The organism is Streptomyces sp. NPDC007907, assembly GCF_042959365.1.
GTDB classification, from domain to species: domain Bacteria; phylum Actinomycetota; class Actinomycetes; order Streptomycetales; family Streptomycetaceae; genus Streptomyces; species Streptomyces indiaensis.
The window spans coordinates 1-14,011 of sequence record NZ_JBIBKR010000008.1; the positions used below are offsets into that span (position 1 = coordinate 1).

The following is a 14,011-nucleotide window of genomic DNA, read 5'->3' on the forward strand; positions in this document are numbered from 1 at the left end:
AAGTACGTCCAGTACGAGGGCTTCCGGCCGGCACGCCGAGAGCACGCACCGGACGCCGCTCCTTCACGGGCAAACGTTGCCTGCCGCGGCACTAGACTCCTCCACCGCTCAACAATCGTTACTGGCACGTAACTTACCGATGGGTTACCCCTGGTAAGGGACCGCGGTTACCGTTCGGTCACTTTGCACTGACACGAGTGAGGAGTGACCCGTGGGACACCACCGCAAGGCCCTGCGCACCACCGCCGTAGGCGCCGTCTCGGCGACACTGGTCGCCGGCACCGCCCTCGGACTCGCCCCCACCGCCCAGGCGGCGCCCCACCCCGTCCGCTTCGTCGACATCGCCGGCGACGGCGGCACCGTCCTCAAGGCCAACGTCGTCACCCCGGCCGGTTCCGGCACCGACCGCTACCCGCTGCTCGTGATGCCCACGAGTTGGGGCCTGCCCCAGGTCGAGTACCTGGCCCAGGCGCAGAAGCTCGCCGACTCCGGGTACGTCGTCGTCACCTACAACGTGCGCGGCTTCTGGCAGTCGGGCGGCGAGATAGAAGTGGCGGGCCCGCCCGACGTCGCCGACGCGTCGAAGGTCATCGACTGGGCGCTCGCCCACACCCCCGCCGACGCCGGGCACATCGGCATGGCGGGCGTCTCCTACGGCGCGGGCATCAGCCTGCTCACCGCCGCACACGACAAGCGGGTCAAGGCGGTCGCCTCGCTCAGCGGCTGGGCCGACCTGATCGACTCGATCTACTCCGGACGCACCCAGCACCTCCAGGCCGCTGCCCTGCTGGACGGCGCGAGCGTGGTGACGGGCCGCCAGAGCCCGGAACTGCGGCAGACGTTCAACGACCTCTACGGTTCCAACCTGGCGAAGGAGCCCGAACTCGTCGCCTGGGGGAAGAAACGTTCCGCTGCGACCTACATCGACCGGATCAACGACAACGGCGCGGCGATCATGCTCGCCAACACCTGGGGCGACAGCGTCTTCCCGCCCAACCAGTACGTCGACTTCTACGAGAAGCTGACCGGCCCGAAGCGGCTGGAGATGCGGTCCGGGGACCACGCCACCGCCGAGCTGACCGGTCTCTTCGGGCTGCCCAACGACATCTGGACGGACACCGCGCGCTGGTTCGACCACTACCTCCGGGGCGAGGACAACGGCATCGACCACGAGCAGCCCGTCCAGCTCAAGTCCCGTTCCGGGGGCGGCTACGAGGGCTACCCGGACTGGAAGTCGGTCGGCGCGAACGACCGGAAGATCACCCTCGGGGACACGAGGACGATCCGCGCGAACGTGAACTCCGGGGCGGACGGCGGTGTCGTCTTCCTGTCCAGCATCCTCGACCAGGTGGCCCGCATCCCGCCGATGGCCTCGATCCCGCTGCTCCCGCGCCGCTGGGCCGCCGTCTGGCAGTCGGAGAAGTCCGCCACGGCCCAACAGGTGCGCGGAACGGCCACGTTGCACACGACCCTCACCCCGACCAAGGAGAGCGGCACCCTCGTCGCCTACCTGTACGACGTGGGGCCGCTCGGCCTCGGCAAGCTGGTCACCCACGCGCCGTACACCTTCCACGGGCGCACCCCCGGAAAGCCGTTCGGCGTCGACCTGGAGCTGTACTCCACGGCCTACGACGTCCCGGCCGGGCATCGCCTCGCCCTGGTCGTCGACACGGTCGACCCGCTCTACATCGAGCACAACCCGTCCGGCGCGCAGCTGACCTTCTCCTCGCCGGCGAACGACCCGTCGTACGTGTCGGTTCCGCTGCGCGAGCAGTGATCTCCGGCTGCCGCCGGACGGGCCTGGCCGATGTGAACCGCCGCCCCCGTGGCCTTCGGGTCACGGGGGCCGCACCCGGTGGGAATGCCCCGCGGACCGGGCGTGCGGCCTGCTCTCCCCGACGGGATCGGCGGCCTTCGGCGAAGTCCCCCTCTCCGACAGGGATGAAGGGCACATCGTAGTCGAGGTCCGGTGCGACGATCCGTCCGGTGTCCGTCCGTTCAGTGCTTGAGGATCTTGGAGAGGAAGTCCTTGGCGCGGTCGCTGCTCGGGTTGGTGAAGAACTCGTCGGGCGTGCGGTCCTCGACGATCCTGCCGTCGGCCATGAAGACCACGCGGTTGGCGGCCGAGCGGGCGAAGCCCATCTCGTGGGTGACGACGATCATGGTCATGCCCTCACGGGCGAGTTGCTTCATGACTTCCAGCACCTCGTTGATCATCTCCGGGTCGAGGGCCGAGGTGGGCTCGTCGAACAGCATCACCTTGGGTTCCATGGCCAGGGCGCGGGCGATGGCCACGCGCTGCTGCTGGCCGCCGGAGAGCTGCGCCGGGTACTTGTCCGCCTGATCGGCGACGCCGACCCGGTCGAGGAGTTCCCTCGAGCGCTTGTCGGCGTCCTCCTTGCCGCGCCCGCGGACCTTGACCTGTCCGAGGGAGACGTTCTGCAGCACGGTCTTGTGGGCGAAGAGGTTGAACGACTGGAAGACCATGCCGACGTCCGCGCGCAGCCGGGCCAGGGGTTTGCCCTCCTCCGGCAGCGGCTGCCCGTCGAGGACGATCTGCCCGGACTCGATGGTCTCCAGCCGGTTGATGGCCCGGCAGAGGGTCGACTTGCCCGACCCCGACGGGCCGATGACCACGACCACCTCCCCCCGGCCGACGGTGAGGTCGATGCCCTGGAGGACATGCAGCTCCCCGAAGTGCTTGTTGACGTCACGCAGCTCGATCAGCGGCTCGACGGCCATGCTCAGCCCTACTCACTCTCAGCTGTGTGGTGGTGGCCGCAACGTATCCAGGCAAGATCGAACGTGGCGGGCGACACGCACTTTTCGATCATTAGCCGTATTTACGTCGGACTTTGGGCCAAAGGTTCTGGCCAGGGGGTTCATGATTCCGCGACTTCCGCGTAGAGCTGCGACAACTCGGGGACCCCGAACGCGGCCCATGCGTGGCCGGAGTCGACGACGTCGATCTCGCGGCCGGAGTCCAGTCGTACGACGGGCTGACCGTCGGAGCGGATCTCCCAGGCGGCCCCGGGTACCGTGCGCACGATCACGCTGCCCAGGTACAGACCGGCGTCGTTGCCGAGCCAGGTCAGGGTCTCCTCGTCGTCCCGCCAGCGCGGCAGCAGCTGGTCCAGCGCCTCCAGAGAGTCCGCCGTGTCGTCCAGCCGGACACCCGCCCGGGACGCCTGGGAGCGCAGCAGTTCGCACTCGGCGAGGAGGTCCGCGATGCCCGCCGGGTCGGGAAACCCGACCTTCTGGCGCCGGTGGCCCAGGAAAGGGATGTTCATACGTCCAGCGTGTCATTCGTACCGCCGTACGCACCACAGGGCGCGCGGACCCGCCGATCCCGGTCATGTTCAGGCCGAGTTCACGCGACGCGCGTTGACGGGTCACTCCCGTCTCTCTAACTTCACCGTGCGTCTTGCGTCCCGCCGTCGTTACCTCGTCAGTTCCGTCCCTGCGTTTCGTGTTGTCGCGTCGTGTGTCGCTGAGCGGGAGGAGTCGGCCGTGCGCCGATGTGTCCGGGGGATTCTGATCGTCCTGGCCCTGTGCGGGTCGCTGGTCCCGTCGGTGTCGGCGGGGGCCGTCGAGGAGAGACCGGCCGCCGCCGCGGTGCCGCTGGAGCGGCTGTTCGACGACGTTGCCGTCAGCGACGACGGTTCCCCCGGCCAGGCCGACTTCGGTGGTTCCGGCGCCTCCCTGTCCGCGCAGGACCTCGCCGCGGCGGGCTGGACGCCCGGCCGCGCCCTTACGGTGCAGGGCGCCCGGCTGACCTGGCCGAAGCGGCGGCCGGGCGAGCCGGACAACGTGCGCGCCGCCGGGCAGCACGTCCGGGTCACGGGGCGCGGGGACGCCCTGGCCTTCCTGGTGGCCGGCACCGCCGGCACCGAGGTGGGCGGCCCGGGCACGGTCACCTACGCGGACGGCTCCCGCTCCGGGTACCGGCTGACCACCTCCGACTGGCGCACGGGGCCGCTCGCGACCAAGGTGGTGGCCCTGCCGCACATCAACACGCCCGAGGGTCAACTCGCCGGGCAGGCCCGCCTGTACGTCGTGACGGTGCCGCTGGTCCCGGGCCGCGCGGTCACCTCCGTCCGGCTGCCGGACGCGGCCGGGCTGCACGTCTTCGCGGTGGCGGTCAGGACCGCCACGCGGGACTGGACGGGCAGCTGGACGACGGCCACGGGCGGTTACGCCACCGTGGGGCCCTGGACGGACCGGACGCTGCGGCTGGTCGTGCACACCTCGGCCGGCGGGCCGCGGGTGCGGGTGCGGTTCGACAACACCTTCGCGGCGGCTCCGGTACGGATCGGGAGCGCCACGGTCGCGGTGCAGGCGACGGGCGCTGCCTCGCGGGGCACGCCGGTGAGCCTGTCGTTCGGCGGTGCGGCGGGCGTGACGATCCCGGCCGGGGCCCAGGCGTACAGCGATCCGCTCGGTTTCTCCGTCCCCGCGGACGCCAACCTGCTGGTGAGCTTCCATCTGCCCGGCACGGTGGCCACGGCGCCCGTGCACGGCCTCGCCCAGCAGCGCTCCTACGTCAGCGAGCCCGGTGATCACGCGGCGGACGGCGCCGCCGGGGCGTACACCTCGGTGATCACCCGCTGGCCGCTGCTCGCCGGGGTCGACGTGAGCGGCGGGCCGGGATCGGTGGTGCTGCTCGGGGACTCGATCACCGACGGCGACAAGTCGACGGTGGACGCCAACCGGCGCTGGCCGAACGTGCTGGCCGGCCGGCTGCTGAAGCAGGACACCGTCCCGCGCTACGGCGTGCTGAACCTGGGCGTCTCCGGCAACCGCGTCGTCACCGACCGGTACCCGGGCGACGGGGTGTCCACGGACACGGCCGGGGTGAGCGCCCTGCACCGCTTCGACCGGGACGTCCTCGCCCAGCCGTCGGCGCGTACGGCCGTCGTCTTCGAGGGGGTGAACGACCTGCGGTGGGGGACCTCAGCGGAGCAGCTGATCGCGGGGCTGCGCGCACTCGCGGAGCGCGGGCACGCCCGGGGGCTGCGGATGCTCGCGGCGACGATCCTGCCCTGCGAGGGCGAGGCGCGGTGCACCGCAGCCGTCGACGCCGAGCGCGTCGCGGTGAACACGTGGATCCGCGACGGCCGGGTCTTCGACGCAGTGCTCGACTTCGACGCCGTGGTCCGCGACCCGCAGCGGCCCGCCCGGATGCTCCCCGCCCACGACAGCGGGGACCACCTGCACCCGGGCGACACAGGACTGGCCGCCCTGGCGGACTCGGTCGACCTCGGGCTGCTGCGGCCCTAGGGCCTAGACGTCCAGGTCCACGACGACGGGCGCGTGGTCCGACGCGCCCTTGCCCTTGCGCTCCTCACGGTCCACGTACGCGTCACTCACCGCCTTCGCGAAGGGCGCGTTGCCGTACACCAGGTCGATGCGCATGCCGCGGTTCTTCGGGAAGCACAGCTGGCGGTAGTCCCAGTACGTGAACGGGTGCTCGTACTTCAGGGGGCGCGGGACCACGTCCGACAGGCCGGCCTCGCGCAGGGAGGCCAGGGCGGCCCGCTCGGCGGCGGTGACGTGGGTGGAGCCCTCGAAGAAGGCCGGGTCGAAGACGTCGTCGTCCGTCGGCGCCACGTTGTAGTCGCCCATCACCGCGAACGGGCGGCTGCCCGCCGCGTCACCGGCGACGGCGGCCCTGAGCGCCTCGAACCACTGGAGCTTGTAGGCGTAGTGGGGGTGCTCCACCTCACGGCCGTTCGGCACGTAGACCGACCAGACGCGCAGCGGGCCGCAGGTCGCGGAGATCGCGCGGGGCTCCACCGAGCCGTCGAAGCCGGGATCGCCGGGCAGGCCCTTGACGACGTCCTCGATGCCGACGCGGGAGAGCACCGCCACGCCGTTCCACCGGCCGGTCGCGTGGACCGCCGACTCGTAACCCAGCTCGCGCAGTTGCTCCGCGGGGAACTGCTCCTCGGCGACCTTGGCCTCCTGGAGGCACAGCACGTCCGTGCCGCTGCTCTCCAGCCAGGCCAGGAGCCTCGGCAGGCGGGCAGTGATCGAGTTCACGTTCCAGGTCGCGATGCGCATGCCCCACAACCTACCCGGCGGGTCTGACAACGCCGCCCGGCCCCGTCAGACCTCGGCGGACTCCCCCGGCGTCAGCCTGAGGTGCTCCGAACCGCCGAGCTGCCCGATCTGCCGGTCGTAGATCGGGCGGGCCAGGTCGGTGAGGAGGGCGTCGTGGATGTCGTAGGCGCGCTGCGGCTTCAGCTCGCGCACGTAGTCGATGACCTCGGAGATCTTGCTCCAGGGGGCCATGACCGGGAGCATCAGCGTCTGCACCGGGTGGTCCGGGACCGTGAGGGCGTCGCCGGGGTGGAAGATCTTGCCGCCGTCGACGAGGTAGCCGACGTTGGTGATGCGCGGGATGTCCGGGTGGATCACCGCGTGGAGCTCGCCGTGGACCTGGACGTCGAAACCGGCGGCGGTGAAGGTGTCCCCGTGACCGACGGTGTGCACGCGGCCCGGGAAGGCAGACGAGATCTTCTCCGCGACCGCCTTCAGGGTCCAGATCTCGGCGGCCGGGTTGTGCTCCATCGCGGCGCGCAGCCGCGACTCGTCGAAGTGGTCGGGGTGCTCGTGGGTGACGAGGATCGCGTCCGCGCCGAGCGCGGCGTCCCCCTCGCTGAAGGCGCCGGGGTCCAGGACGAGGGTCCGGCCGTCCTTCTCCAGACGGACGCAGGCGTGCGACATCTTCGTGAGCTTCATGAGTCCATCCTGCCTCCGCGTCTCCCGCGGGCTCATTCCTGGGGCGTGGTCTCCTCGCGAATGACCTGCTGGGCCACCTTGAACGCGCTGTTCGCGGCGGGGATACCGCAGTAGACGGCCGCCTGGAGCAGCACTTCCTTGATCTCGCCCGGGGTGAGGCCGTTGCGCAGGGCGGCCCTGGTGTGGAAGGCCAGCTCGTCGAGGTGACCGCCGGCCACCAGGGCGGTGAGGGTGACGCAGCTGCGGGTGCGCCGGTCCAGGCCGGGGCGGTCCCAGATCTCGCCCCAGGCGTAGCGGGTGAGGAGCTCCTGGAAGTCTCCGGAGAACTCGTCGGCCTGGGCGAGCGCCCGGTCGACGTGCGCGTCGCCCAGGACCTCGCGGCGGACCTTGATCCCGGCGTCGTACGGGTCGGGCCGTCCCTGGGCCTGCGGCGGTACGGCGACGGGGGCGATCTCGGCGACCGGCCCGGCCTGCGGGGGCTGCGGCGGGGCGGGCGACAGGACCGGCTTGAGGGCGGCCTGGGGCAGGGCGTTCTGGCCGGTGGAGGTCTCGTAGGCGGGCTGCCAGGCGGTGGAGAAGTGCCGTACGAGCAGGTCGGTGACCGCCGCGGGCTGCTCCACGGGCACCAGGTGGGAGGCGCCGGGGACGACGGCGAGGCGGGCGTCCGGGATGCCGGCGACCAGGGTGCGCGCCTCGGCGGGGCCGGTGACCTGGTCGTCCGAGCCGACCAGGACCAGGGTCGGTACGCCGACCCGCCCGAGTTCGGGGCGGACGTCGAACGAGGCGAGCGCCTCACAGGAGGCGATGTAGCAGCCGGGGTCGGTGGTGCGCACCATCTGCACGGCCCACTCGGTGATCGCGGGCTGCGCGGCGGCGAACCCGCCGGTGAACCAGCGCTCGGGCGCGGTCCGGGCGATCGGGTCGAGGCCGTTGGTGCGGACGATCACGCCTCTCTGCCGGAACTCGTCGGCGGTGCCGAAGCGGGGCGAGGCGGCGATCAGCGCGAGCGAGGCGAGCCGCTCGGGGTGGCGCAGGGCCAACTCGATGCCGACGGCGCCGCCCAGCGCGCAGCCCGCGTAACCGAAGCGCTGCACGCCGAGCTGGTCGAGGGTGGCCAGCAGCCGCGTGGTGAGCTCCCCCACCGAGCCCGCCGGGTACGCGGGGGCTCCGCCGTGGCCGGGCAGGTCGAACCGGAAGACCCGCCACTGCTTGGTCAGCTCGGGGACCTGACGGTCCCACATGTGCCAGGTGGTACCCAGGGAGGGACCCAGGATCAGGACGGGAGCCTCTTCTGGCCCGTCAAAGCGGTATTGCAGGGTGTTCGACGGTGTCTCACTCACGCCTCAGACCCTCTCACGTATCACGAAGTCTCACAGAGCCCGGGGAACCCGGCGGCTCCTGACCCTCCCGGCGCGGCACGTCCGGCAGACCACGACGTCGTCCGTGACCGAGGCCGCGTCGCGCGTGGGGATCGCGGCCGGGGAACATGCGCCGCTCCGGCCCGGCACCGGTGAGGGCGTGGGGGCAGGCGTGCAGGACGCCGGGCGGTCCCGCACCGTTCACGCATTGACCTTCGGTCACGCGCAACCCGGGGTCATAGAATCTTGCCCGACAGCACCGTTCAACTCATGCCATTCGGCCGCCGACAGAGCCCTGCGGGCATCATGAAGAGGTGCCTGTGGCACCTCTTCACAGGAGGGAGCGGGAATGACCGAGAGCCCGGCGCAGGGGCGGAGGGGCGGCCCGGCGGCGCCCCAGTTGCGGCTGGATGAGCTGCTGGAGGGGCTGCAGGCGCAGGTGGAGCAGGTCCGCGCGACCCGGGACCGGGTGCACACGCTGCTGGACGCGGTCCTCTCCATCGGCACCGACCTGGATCTCGACGTGGTGCTGCGCCGGATCACCGAGTCCGCCGTCACCCTGGTGGACGCCCGGTACGGCGCGCTGGGGGTGATCGGCGAAGAGGGGAAGATCCTGCAGTTCATCACGGTCGGCATGGACGAGAGCACCATCGAGGCGATCGGTCACTATCCCGAGGGCGAGGGCATCCTCGGGCTGCTGATCCGCGAACCGGAGCCGCTGCGCCTGTCCGACCTGGGCCGCCATCACGCCTCGGTGGGCTTCCCCGAGGGGCATCCACCGATGACCACGTTCCTGGGGGCGCCGGTGCGCGTGCGCGACCAGGTGTTCGGCAACCTGTATCTGACCGACAAGCGCGGCGGGGTGGAGTTCGACGACGATGACGAAGCCGTGCTGCGCACGCTCGCGGCGGCGGCCGGTGTCGCGATCGACAACGCCCGCCTGTACGAGGACTCCCGGCGCCGTGAGCAGTGGCTGGCGGCGAGCAGTGACCTGAGCCGCAGCCTGCTGTCCGGTACGGACCCGGACCGGGTACTGCACCGGATCGCCGCCACGGTCAGGACGCTGTCCGGCGCTGATCTGGTAACGCTGGCGGTACCGCTCGACGGGGGCGAGGAGCTGGTGATCGAGGCCGCGGAGGGCGAGAGCGCCGAGCAGGTGCGCGGGCTGGTCCTGCCTGCCACCACGCTGGCGGCGAAGGTCTACCAGTCCAACGAGCGGGTGACGAGCAGCACCCTGTCGGAGGAGCCGCAGGCCGGGGGCGGCTCCGCGGGGAAGATCGATCTGGGGCCGGGATTCCTGCTCCCGCTGGGCGGGGGCGAGGCCGTGCGCGGGGTTCTCCAGGTCGCCAACCTGTCCGGGGGCACGGAGTTCTCCGAGGCCACCATGACCATGATCAGCGGGTTCGCCGACCAGGCGGCCCTCGCCCTGGAGATCGCCGAGCACCGGCGCGAAGCCGAGCACCTCATGGTCCTCTCCGACCGCGACCGCATCGCCCGCGACCTGCACGACCTGGCCATCCAGCGGCTGTTCGCCTCAGGGCTCACCCTGAACTCGGTACTGGGCCGCATCTCCGACCGGCCCCAGGTGGCCGAGCGTGTGCAGCGGGTCGTGGACGACCTGGACGACACCATCAAGACGGTGCGCGGCACGATCTACGCGCTCCGCGAGCACGACCGTGCCGACAGCCGCGGCGGGCTGCGCGGGCAGTTGCTGGCCGAGACCGACCAGGCCGCCGCCGTACTCGGCTTCACGCCCGCCCTGCGCATGACCGGCCTGCTGGACACCGGAGTCCCGGCCGACTACGCCGAGCACCTGCTGGCGGTACTGCGCGAGGCCCTCTCGAACACCGCCCGGCACGCACACGCCACCGCCGTCGAGGTCACCGCCGAGACCGACGGCGGTCGGCTTCACCTGCGCGTCGCCGACAACGGCACCGGCGTCGACCCCGCCGTCACCCGTCGCAGCGGTCTGGACAACCTGCGCCGCCGCGCCACCGACCTCGGCGGCAGCTTCACCTTCACTCCGAACGAACCCACCGGCACCATCGTGGACTGGGCGGTTCCCCTTCCCGCTGCGGCCGGGGCCTGAGCGTCGGAGCCGGCCCGCCGACCGCGAGTCGAGGCTGCACTCGGTGGCCAGCTCCTCCATCAGGCAGGCGGTCGGGACAGGGCGCTGCCTGCCTCCGCGCGCACCTTCTCGACCGCTTCCCACTGCTCGGTGTCGAGGTGGGCGAGTGCGGCCGGGAAGACGCCGTCCTGTTCCTTGAGGATGTGCTCGCGCAGCAGAGCGAGGGTCTCGACGAGCCGGTCCGGCCAGGCGGGGTCGGTCAGGAACGGTCCGTCCGCCTCGGCCAGCACCGCCTCGATCCGGCGGTGCTCGTCCTCCAGCGCGACGATCTGTTCGGGGAAGTCCCCCGCCAGGGCCGGGAACAGTCCGCGTTCCTCCACCCGGGTGTGAGGGCCCAGCACAGAGGTGATCGCGCGGGCGAGCTCGGCCATCCTGGCGATCGCGCCGTCACCCCGGGCGTCGCGTATGTGGCTGATGAGCGTCACCACCCGCTCGTGCTCCCGGGTCAGCTCGTCGATCGTCTCCAGCGCCTGGCAGCCGCAGTACTCGCACACCGCTGTCCGTTCCTTCCTGTTCGTCCGTGGCTCTCAGCCGCGCGGTGTCAGACGGTGGTCCGGGCGGTGCGGTGCCGGCGCCCAAGAGCGGCGCGCGGAGCCCGGTCGTCGCCGTGGACGGCGGAGCGGACACCGGTGAGGGTGTACGCCAGTGCGGAGGCGGCCACGATCGCGAGCAGGACGAGACCGGCCGCGTACGTCCCGTACGCCCCGTAGAGGGAGCCCATGACCAGCGGCGGCAGGAAGCCGCCCAGACCGCCCGCGGCGCCGACCACGCCGGTGACGGAGCCGACCTGGTTGGCCGGGGTCAGCAGGGCCACCAGGGCGAAGGTCGCTCCGCTGCCCGCGCCGAGCGCGGCGGCCATGGAGAGGAAGGCGATGGTGCCGACCGGTGCCAGGGCCGGGGTGAACGACTGCACGACCGCTCCGGCCACGACCACGGCGAGCGAGCCCGTCAGCACCCGGACCGGGCCCATTCGGTCCGACAGCCAGCCGCCGACCGGGCGCATCGCCACCGCGAGGAGCACGAACCCGGCCATGCGGTTGGCGGCGTCGGCCTGAGTGAGGCCGTAGCCGGTCTTGAGGTAGGTGGGCAGGTAGACGGAGAAGGCGACGTAGCCACCGAAGGCGACCGCGTACAGCGCGGATGCCTGCCAGGTGATGCCCAGGCGAGCGGTGGCTGCCAGCCGGCGGACCAGCGGCTCGGTGGGCACGGTGCGGCCGGGTGCGTCACGCAGGAGCAGCGCGGCGGCGACGGCGTACACGGCCAGCACCGCGGCGGTGATCAGGAAGGGGCTGGCCATGCTGTTCGCGTCGACGAGCCTGACGGTGGTCAGGGCGCTGATGGCGGTGCCGCCCATGCCGGCGCCGAAGACGCCGATGGCGAGTCCTCGCCGTTCGGGCGGGAACCAGGCGTTGACGAGGGGCACGCCGACGGCGAAGGCGGTCCCGCCGATGCCGAGGAAGAATCCCCCGACGAGCAGTGCGGCGAGGGAGGAATGTCCGGCCAGGCCGAGGTGGAGCACCGGCACGATGGTGGTCACCGACACGATCGGGAACATGACCCGGCCGCCGAACCGGTCGGTCAGCGCGCCGACCGGGATGCGCCCAAGGGAGCCGACGACGACCGGTACGGCCACCAGCAGCGACTGCTCGAAGGACGAGAGACCGAGACTGTCCTTGAACCGCGGGCCGAGCGGGCTCAGCAGCGCCCACGCCCAGAAGTTCACAGCGAAACCGATCGTGGCCAGCGTCAGCATCAGCCACGCCCGGCCCGGCACCGGAGCACCCGACGGTGAGCTGTCTCGCTTGGACCTCAACGGCTGGACCATGGTGTCCGTCCCTTTCCTCCGCGTGGTGGCACGACGCCACTGGAATGACGCGTACACGACAGGCCGGTTGCCTGCCGGACGGCGTCCCGTGGCCAGTGTCCGCAGGCGGACTCACGGACGGCATGGGCCATCAGTCCCTCCCGGGGGCCGGACCGGCCCCCGCGCCCGGCCCCGGCCGTCCCTCCCACAGCCCCGTCTCGCACGGTGCCCGCGCCGCCCCTCCGCAACAGGCGGCTGGCACGGCGGTCCGGGAGCCGGGTGGGGAAGGGCCGGTCGGCCCTACCCCGCCCCGCACCCGCGGGGGACGATGGGCTGATGTTCCAGAACGACGCCTTTCGCGCACTCGACCGGCAGGAGTGCCTGCGTCTGCTCGCCAAGGTGCCGGTCGGCCGTGTGGTCTACACCCGGCAAGCCCTGCCCGCAGTCCTCCCCGTCAACTTCTCTCTGGACGCGGACGCCTCCGTCCTGGTGTGCACCTCACCTGGATCGGACCTCGTCCGCGTCATCGACGGCGTGGTGATCGCGTTCGAGGCGGACGAGTTCGATGCGGCAACCCGGTCCGGCTGGAGCGTGGTCGTCACCGGACGGGCCACCGAGGTGACTGATCCGGCCGAGCACGAACGGCTCCTGCAGTCCGGCCCCAGCTCCTGGATGCCCCTGCACGACGCCGTGTTCGTACGGATCGAGTCCGAGATGGTCACCGGACGCGAGCTCAGGGGAACGCCCGGCACGCGGTGAGGCACCGTCCGTGGCGGCCCCGGGACCCTGGTCGCCCACCGCATGACGCCCCCACCCCGCAGACAGGGGGTCGTGCTGACGGCGCGTCATCCCGCCGATCCGGTACCCCCATGGCGGGTCTCCCGCTCCGGCCCCGTGACGGAACCTCACACCAGGTGTGCGGACGCGCGGGGCGTGGGCGCGCCCTCCGGGCCGTACCCGAAGCGGACCAGCAGCTGTGGGTGGCACCGCCGCCTCGACCGGGCCATCGCCTCCCGCAGGTCGGGCCACTCCATCGCCTGGTGCAGCATCGAGGTCCGTACCCCGTGCACGGTCGCCGTCAGCAGCACGTGCTGCAACGCCTGCCCCGCACGCAGCCAGTCCTCGCGCCCGTCGTGGGTCGTCCACAGCAGCGCCGCCTGGGCATGGCGTTCGAAACGCAAGGCGGGCAGCTGCGGCACGGGCAGCGCACCGGTAAAGTCCCGCACCGGCATCCGCCCGGACGCGTCCCGCGGACCCAGGGCTGTCATGGGAATGCCGTAGGCGGCGTCCGTTCCCGGCGCGGTGATCCACGTACGCGCCTCGGCCGCGCGGGCGGGATGGACGGCGTTGCGGGCCTCGGCAGCGGCCGTCAGGCTCAGCAGGCCCCGGGTCGCCATGATGTCGGGAACGTCCAGGTGTGCGCCCTCGGCCCGGGCCGAGCCGATCAACTCGGAGACGATGGAGTCCGGCACCGGACGGCCGGTGAAGGGCATCCGGCTCGTGTGGCGCCGCTCGACCGCCTCGTACAGACCCCGCAAGGACGGCCGCCGGCCTGGGGGGACATCGGCCAGTCGCACCGTGACCAGCAGGTCCGGATCGTCTGCGGTGGGAAGCAGCCGGACGACGGGATGCCAGCCCAGGTGCTCCGCGGCCACCCGGATGTTGAAGACCGCGGCGCCCACCGACAGGTGCTGGGCGCGTCGCTGAGGATCGGCCAGCGGCAGCCTGCGTCCCCGGTCGGCACGGACCAGGATCGACCTGCTGTCCGGGTCCAGCCCGAACCGCCAGGGCTGCGTGTTGTGGATCGACGGCGCCGCCACCCCCGCGGCCAGCAGGGCCTGAACCGCCGAGGCGTCGACTTCCCGGGTCTGCATCACGGCTCCTTCTCCACCTTCTTCCCCGTTCTCCCCCACCCTGCGCCGCCGTTGCGTTCCCGAGGAGGGTTGACCGGCCCTTCGGCGACGGGCCATGTGGCCT

General features: G+C 71.9%; 12 protein-coding genes. 4 read left to right on the forward strand and 8 right to left on the reverse strand.

What is annotated here, in order from left to right:
• Positions 1-211 precede the first annotated feature (211 nt).
• On the forward strand, positions 212-1,777 hold the full coding sequence (locus ACFZDI_RS29590) for a CocE/NonD family hydrolase (RefSeq protein WP_234847483.1): 1,566 nt from the start codon (positions 212-214) through the stop codon (positions 1,775-1,777).
• 221 nt (positions 1,778-1,998) lie between these two features.
• On the opposite strand, the gene ACFZDI_RS29595 is transcribed toward ACFZDI_RS29590, so the two are convergent.
• Together ACFZDI_RS29595 and ACFZDI_RS29600 are read right to left on the reverse strand one after the other, a co-directional pair.
• A complete protein-coding gene (locus tag ACFZDI_RS29595) occupies positions 1,999-2,742 on the reverse strand; it encodes an amino acid ABC transporter ATP-binding protein (protein WP_234847482.1) in 744 nt (247 codons plus the stop codon).
• 140 nt (positions 2,743-2,882) lie between these two features.
• Positions 2,883-3,290, reverse strand: coding sequence for a DUF6278 family protein (locus ACFZDI_RS29600; protein ID WP_234847481.1), 408 nt, complete (start codon positions 3,288-3,290; stop codon positions 2,883-2,885).
• 220 nt (positions 3,291-3,510) lie between these two features.
• On the opposite strand from ACFZDI_RS29600, the gene ACFZDI_RS29605 reads away from it, so the two are divergent.
• Positions 3,511-5,280 carry a GDSL-type esterase/lipase family protein gene (locus tag ACFZDI_RS29605; RefSeq protein WP_391254542.1) on the forward strand — a complete coding sequence of 590 codons (1,770 nt, stop codon included), beginning with the start codon at positions 3,511-3,513 and terminating at the stop codon, positions 5,278-5,280.
• A 3-nt stretch (positions 5,281-5,283) separates the two neighbouring features.
• Here ACFZDI_RS29605 and ACFZDI_RS29610 read toward each other — a convergent pair whose 3' ends face one another.
• The 3 genes from ACFZDI_RS29610 to pcaC are packed head-to-tail and all read right to left on the reverse strand — an operon-like array spanning position 5,284 to position 8,084.
• Positions 5,284-6,063: an exodeoxyribonuclease III gene (locus ACFZDI_RS29610; protein WP_234847479.1), complete on the reverse strand. Its 780-nt coding sequence runs from the start codon at positions 6,061-6,063 to the stop codon at positions 5,284-5,286.
• Between the two features lie 45 nt (positions 6,064-6,108).
• Positions 6,109-6,744, reverse strand: coding sequence for an MBL fold metallo-hydrolase (locus tag ACFZDI_RS29615; protein ID WP_234847478.1), 636 nt, complete (start codon positions 6,742-6,744; stop codon positions 6,109-6,111).
• 32 nt (positions 6,745-6,776) lie between these two features.
• Positions 6,777-8,084 (reverse strand): 4-carboxymuconolactone decarboxylase, encoded by a 1,308-nt coding sequence (gene pcaC / locus ACFZDI_RS29620; protein WP_391254546.1) that lies wholly within the window; start codon positions 8,082-8,084, stop codon positions 6,777-6,779.
• A gap of 367 nt (positions 8,085-8,451) precedes the next feature.
• Between pcaC and ACFZDI_RS29625 the strand changes: the two genes are divergently transcribed.
• Positions 8,452-10,191: a GAF domain-containing protein gene (locus tag ACFZDI_RS29625; protein ID WP_234847476.1), complete on the forward strand. Its 1,740-nt coding sequence runs from the start codon at positions 8,452-8,454 to the stop codon at positions 10,189-10,191.
• Positions 10,192-10,250: 59 nt separating this feature from the next.
• Here ACFZDI_RS29625 and ACFZDI_RS29630 read toward each other — a convergent pair whose 3' ends face one another.
• Both ACFZDI_RS29630 and ACFZDI_RS29635 read right to left on the reverse strand, forming a co-directional pair.
• On the reverse strand, positions 10,251-10,724 hold the full coding sequence (locus ACFZDI_RS29630; protein WP_391254550.1) for a hemerythrin domain-containing protein: 474 nt from the start codon (positions 10,722-10,724) through the stop codon (positions 10,251-10,253).
• A gap of 47 nt (positions 10,725-10,771) precedes the next feature.
• Positions 10,772-12,055: an MFS transporter gene (locus ACFZDI_RS29635; RefSeq protein WP_391254551.1), complete on the reverse strand. Its 1,284-nt coding sequence runs from the start codon at positions 12,053-12,055 to the stop codon at positions 10,772-10,774.
• A gap of 315 nt (positions 12,056-12,370) precedes the next feature.
• Between ACFZDI_RS29635 and ACFZDI_RS29640 the strand changes: the two genes are divergently transcribed.
• Positions 12,371-12,793 carry a pyridoxamine 5'-phosphate oxidase family protein gene (locus ACFZDI_RS29640; RefSeq protein ID WP_391254554.1) on the forward strand — a complete coding sequence of 141 codons (423 nt, stop codon included), beginning with the start codon at positions 12,371-12,373 and terminating at the stop codon, positions 12,791-12,793.
• Between the two features lie 146 nt (positions 12,794-12,939).
• Here ACFZDI_RS29640 and ACFZDI_RS29645 read toward each other — a convergent pair whose 3' ends face one another.
• Positions 12,940-13,908, reverse strand: a complete 969-nt coding sequence (locus ACFZDI_RS29645; RefSeq protein ID WP_391254557.1) for an Acg family FMN-binding oxidoreductase — start codon at positions 13,906-13,908, stop codon at positions 12,940-12,942.
• Between the last annotated feature and the right edge of the window lie 103 nt (positions 13,909-14,011).